3 protein-coding genes and 1 pseudogene are annotated in these 4521 nt (G+C 42.5%); 3 read left to right on the plus strand and 1 reads right to left on the minus strand.

The features are described from left to right. A partial coding sequence (locus EWV84_RS03055) for a hypothetical protein (protein ID WP_287076380.1) occupies nt 1-303 on the plus strand: 303 nt, incomplete at its 5' end. 33 nt (nt 304-336) lie between these two features. On the opposite strand, the gene crtH is transcribed toward EWV84_RS03055, so the two are convergent. Further along, the gene (gene crtH / locus EWV84_RS03060) at nt 337-1848 is read right to left on the minus strand and encodes a carotenoid isomerase (RefSeq protein WP_287076382.1); all 1512 of its coding nucleotides are present in this window, start codon (nt 1846-1848) and stop codon (nt 337-339) included. 338 nt (nt 1849-2186) lie between these two features. Between crtH and EWV84_RS03065 the strand changes: the two genes are divergently transcribed. Both EWV84_RS03065 and EWV84_RS03070 read left to right on the plus strand, forming a co-directional pair. After that, a complete protein-coding gene (locus tag EWV84_RS03065) occupies nt 2187-4106 on the plus strand; it encodes a polysaccharide biosynthesis protein (RefSeq protein WP_287076384.1) in 1920 nt (639 codons plus the stop codon). A gap of 303 nt (nt 4107-4409) precedes the next feature. Continuing rightward, nucleotides 4410-4521, plus strand: a pseudogene (locus EWV84_RS03070) (RNA-guided endonuclease InsQ/TnpB family protein); the annotation flags it as partial.

Genomic DNA, 4521 nt, shown 5'->3' on the forward strand with positions numbered 1-4521 from the left:
ATCAGTTATCAGTTATCAGTTATCAGTTATCAGTTATCAGTTATCAGTTATCAGTTATCAGTTATCAGTTATCAGTTATCAGTTATCAGTTATCAGTTATCAGTTATCAGTTATCAGTTTTTATTGGCTGCATTGGTGAGTAATTCCTCTAAAATAAGCTGCCCGCGCCTTCAGCAAAACCGATCTACAGCGTTTCTCGTCAAGATGAAGTATGGATTAAACCTTGCCGAAGTAAAAATTCCAGTTGCAAAAACGCGCTTCATCCATCTGAGAAACGCTGTCAAGTATTCCCTTCCGGTTTAAGAATTCGCCGGTAAAAATCCTGATTTTCAGCTTTTAATCTCTGGGACTAGGTAAACCGAGATCTACCGCTAGACGATGACTGCAAGCAAAACCAGAAAAGGCCACCGCGTTTAATCCTTGACCGGGGAAGGTACTATCTCCCACACAATAAAGATTAGGAATAGCTGTGCGATTAAAGGGCACTCCTAATAAGCCTAACAGTTTTCTTCGCGGTATTGGGCCGTAACTGCCATCGATTCTATTCAAAAAGCGGCGATGGGTGCGGGCCGTGCCAATTTCGATATAATCTAATCCTGTATCTAGTTTGGGAAAGAGTTTTTTCAGGCGCTCGATGAGACGATGAGCAGCGGCCTCTTTTTTCTGTTGATATTCTTGGGGGGACAGTTTTTGCCATTGATCAATCCAGCTAGGGGTGAAAGTATGAATGATATGATGGTTCGGGGGTGCTAGGGAGGGATCGAGTAAGGTAGGAATAGAAACAAAGATAGTTCCCTGTTCTGCTTCCATATTTTGCCAATCTTCTAGTAAAATATGGTGACATTCGCTTCCTGACGGTAAGACATCGGCCTTGACTCCCAGATGCAAACTGAGGAAACTGGGGGATTTTTGATAGCGTTTTTGCCAATTTTTTTCACTGCGGGGGAGAGATTCCGGGGGGAGTAATTTCTCGAAGGTATCCCAACGGGTGGCATTAGAAACAATCTTTTTAGCGTAATATTCCTTACCATTGGTCAATCTTACCCCGATCGCCCGTCCTGCATCTAAAATAATCTCAGCTACTCTGGCCTTATACTGGATTTCACCACCGGCTTTTTCCAGTCCCTCGACTAACTTGAGAGCAATCTGTCCCACTCCTCCTTGGGGATAGTTAATCCCTCCGTAATGGCGATCGCTAAAGACCATTCCCGCATTAATCATCGGAGTGCGATCGGCGGGTACTACCGACCAACAATAACATTCCATATCGATAAATTTCAATAATTTCGGGTCTTTAATATATTTTCTGGCCACATCTCCCACATTTTGGGGTAAATACTTGACCAATCCCAAACAGGATAAAGGATGCTGGAAAAAAACCCTAGTCAGATAGCGGGGTTCTTCCAGTGATAGTAAATCCATACTATTAAGGCAATTAAACACCTGCCAGCATTCATCGTAAAAGCGCCGGATACCGTTTTTTTCTGCGGGAAAATGGCTAATTAATTCCTGTAAAAATTGTTCGTAGTCGCGATGAACTTTTAAGTCTAATCCGTCCGGGAGATGATAATGAATCTGGACGGGATCGGCAATGGTTTCGATACTCATATCCACTGCTGCTAAAGCCTTGGTTAAGAGATTAGTCGTCCCCTTTTTGCCAAAACCAAAAATCATCGAAGCACCCACATCAAAACGATAACCCTCTCGTTCAAAATAACCCGCGCTGCCCCCCGGAATCAGATAACTCTCTAAAACTAAGACTTTTGCCCCTTTTGCCGCTAATTGCGTCGCTGTCACCAATCCCCCGATTCCCGACCCAATCACGATCGCATCGTACTGATTACTCATAACTTGACTCGATAAATTTTTGTGTCAATTCTTCATTTTAACCTTGACTAGCGGTGATTTCGGCTAGTTTGCGGGAGCAAAAAATTTTTGGGGAGAGATGAAAAGTTGGTAAAAGGAAAAAAAGTCTTGACAAATCCCGCCGCTTGACATATTTTGATTTGGGTGATATCATCTCCGGAAACACAGGCAGCGCTACTTTTATAAAAAAACATTGGTTCTTCTCGTTTCTGTGTGGAAGGAGGAAGAATAGGGGTAATTTTCCAGAAATATATTCTTCAAATCCTTGCCTAGCAAGACTACTAGGAACGATAAACACTGATTATCACACCAAGTCGAAGATGTATAGAAAACTGGCGAGCAAAATCCTGAAATTGGCTAATTCCCTATCTAGGTCATCGAAGCGCTCTCTTTTAATGGTCACCGACTGCCTTATTTTTAGTCTAACCATCTATCTAGCCTTCTCTCTCAGGTTTAATCTTAGCCTCGAATATCAGCAAATTAGACCTTTTTTCGGGGAAATATTCAGCTTAATTGCCATTAAACTTCTAGTTTTCTATCTCAGAGGTATTTACCGTCCCGTCGTACGTTATACAGGATTAGAGTTTCTTTCCTCCGTACTGCAAGCGGTTCTCTATAGTTCAGGGGTTTTAATCAGTCTTGCCTACTTTCAATGGGATGCCTTTTTGCCGCGTTCAGTCCTGATTATCGACGCATTGTTAACCCTAATATTTGTTATCGGGGTGAGATTGTTGATTCTTTCTGTCTTTCACCGTCTTAATATTTACGTCAGTAGTGTGGATAGGGAACCGACAATTGTTATCTATGGTGCGGGGGTTGTGGGTTGTCAATTAGCACGTTCCCTACAAAATGACCCCCACTATCGTTTATTGGCCTTTGTTGATGATAATCCCGATTTGCAGCAGCGAGTTATCCAAGGCATTAGGGTTTATTCCCCCTCTCAATTGGCACTACTGCACCAAAAACAGGCCTTTGACTGGGTTGTTCTCGCTATTCCGAACCTAGACAAGGCCAAAAAGCGGCAAATCATCGAAAGTCTAGAAACTTTACCCATCGACATTAAAACCGTTCCTCCCCTCTCAAAAATTTTATCGGGAGAAGCGGCCATCAATCAGATTCGCAGTGTCGATGTCTCGGAATTATTAGGACGGGAAGAAATTCTACCCCATCCCGAACTTTTGGCAAAAAATGTCACCGGTAAAGCGGTGTTAGTCACCGGGGGTGGCGGTTCCATCGGTTCGGAATTATGCCGACAAATCGCCTTCCTCAAGCCAAAATGCTTGGTAATCTACGAATTAAACGAGTTTTCCCTCTACAAAATCGATCTCGATTTAAGTGAAAATTATGCCGATTTACGCAAGTATGCCTATCTAGGCAATGTTCTCGACCGTAATCATCTGGCCCGAGTCATCCAACAACACCAGATTGAAACAATTTATCACACGGCCGCCTATAAGCACGTTCCTCTTGTGGAAGCCAATGCTAGTCAGGGGGTTTACACTAATGTTTGGGGGACTTTAAATGTCGCTCAGACTGCGATCGAGAATTCAGTTAGTAATTTAGTTCTTATTTCCACCGATAAGGCCGTCAGACCGACTAACATTATGGGGGCCAGTAAACGCTGTGCTGAGTTAGTTGTACAAGCTTTGGCCGCTTTACCCGACACTTCCACCTGTTGCGCTATCGTCCGCTTTGGCAATGTTCTCGATAGTAGCGGTTCCGTGGTGCCGCGTTTCCGGGAACAAATCGCCCAACGTAAGAATATCACCCTCACCCATCGCGATATTATTCGCTATTTTATGTCTATTCCAGAGGCGGTGCGTTTGGTTATACAAGCGGGAGCAATGGCCCGAGGGGGTGAGGTATTCCTGTTAGATATGGGTCAACCGGTAAGAATTTACGATTTGGCCCTACAGATGATTCGTTTAAGTGGCTTGGAATTAGGGCAAGATATCGATATTGAAATCACAGGATTAAGACCGGGGGAAAAACTCTACGAAGAATTATTAATCGATACCGATAAAGCTCGTCCCACCTCTCACCCAAAGATTTTTTGCGCTAATGAACACTTTCTTGCTTGGGAGAAATTGCAAATCAAATTAGAGCAACTGCTTAATTATATTCAAGTTAATGACCGTCAGGGCTTAGTTAAGTCCCTACAAGATTTAGTTCCCGAATACCAACCTCCGCAGCAAATAGCGGCTCTTCTGGTTTATGTGTGGAAACGAGGTCTATACTGATAGAATATCCGCAAAATAGCCCTAAAAGTCTTGCCCGATAAGCATTTCACGATTCCATAAGCAAAAATTATCACACAAATTTGTCAAGTAAAAAGTAAAAAAGAGAAGTTTTCTCTCTCCTCTTGTTGCCAAAATTTATTAATCTAATTGAACCGAATGCTCTTGTTTTAATTGCTTTTGGATAGTTTTTACCGAAATTTTGGGTTAAAGCCCCGTCCTTTTAGGACGGCTTTTTAAACTATATCTTGTTAACTTAACTTTTATTGTGCTATACTAATTTTATCTAAGTACCCCCCGCGTAAAATGTTTGTCTTAGAGTTTAAAGTTAAAGCTAAAACTCAACAGTATCAAGCCATAGACGATGCTATTCGTACTGCTCAATTCATCCGTAACAAATGTGTAAGGTTATGGATGG

The organism is Microcystis sp. M_QC_C_20170808_M3Col (assembly GCF_007095505.1).
Taxonomy (GTDB): domain Bacteria; phylum Cyanobacteriota; class Cyanobacteriia; order Cyanobacteriales; family Microcystaceae; genus Microcystis.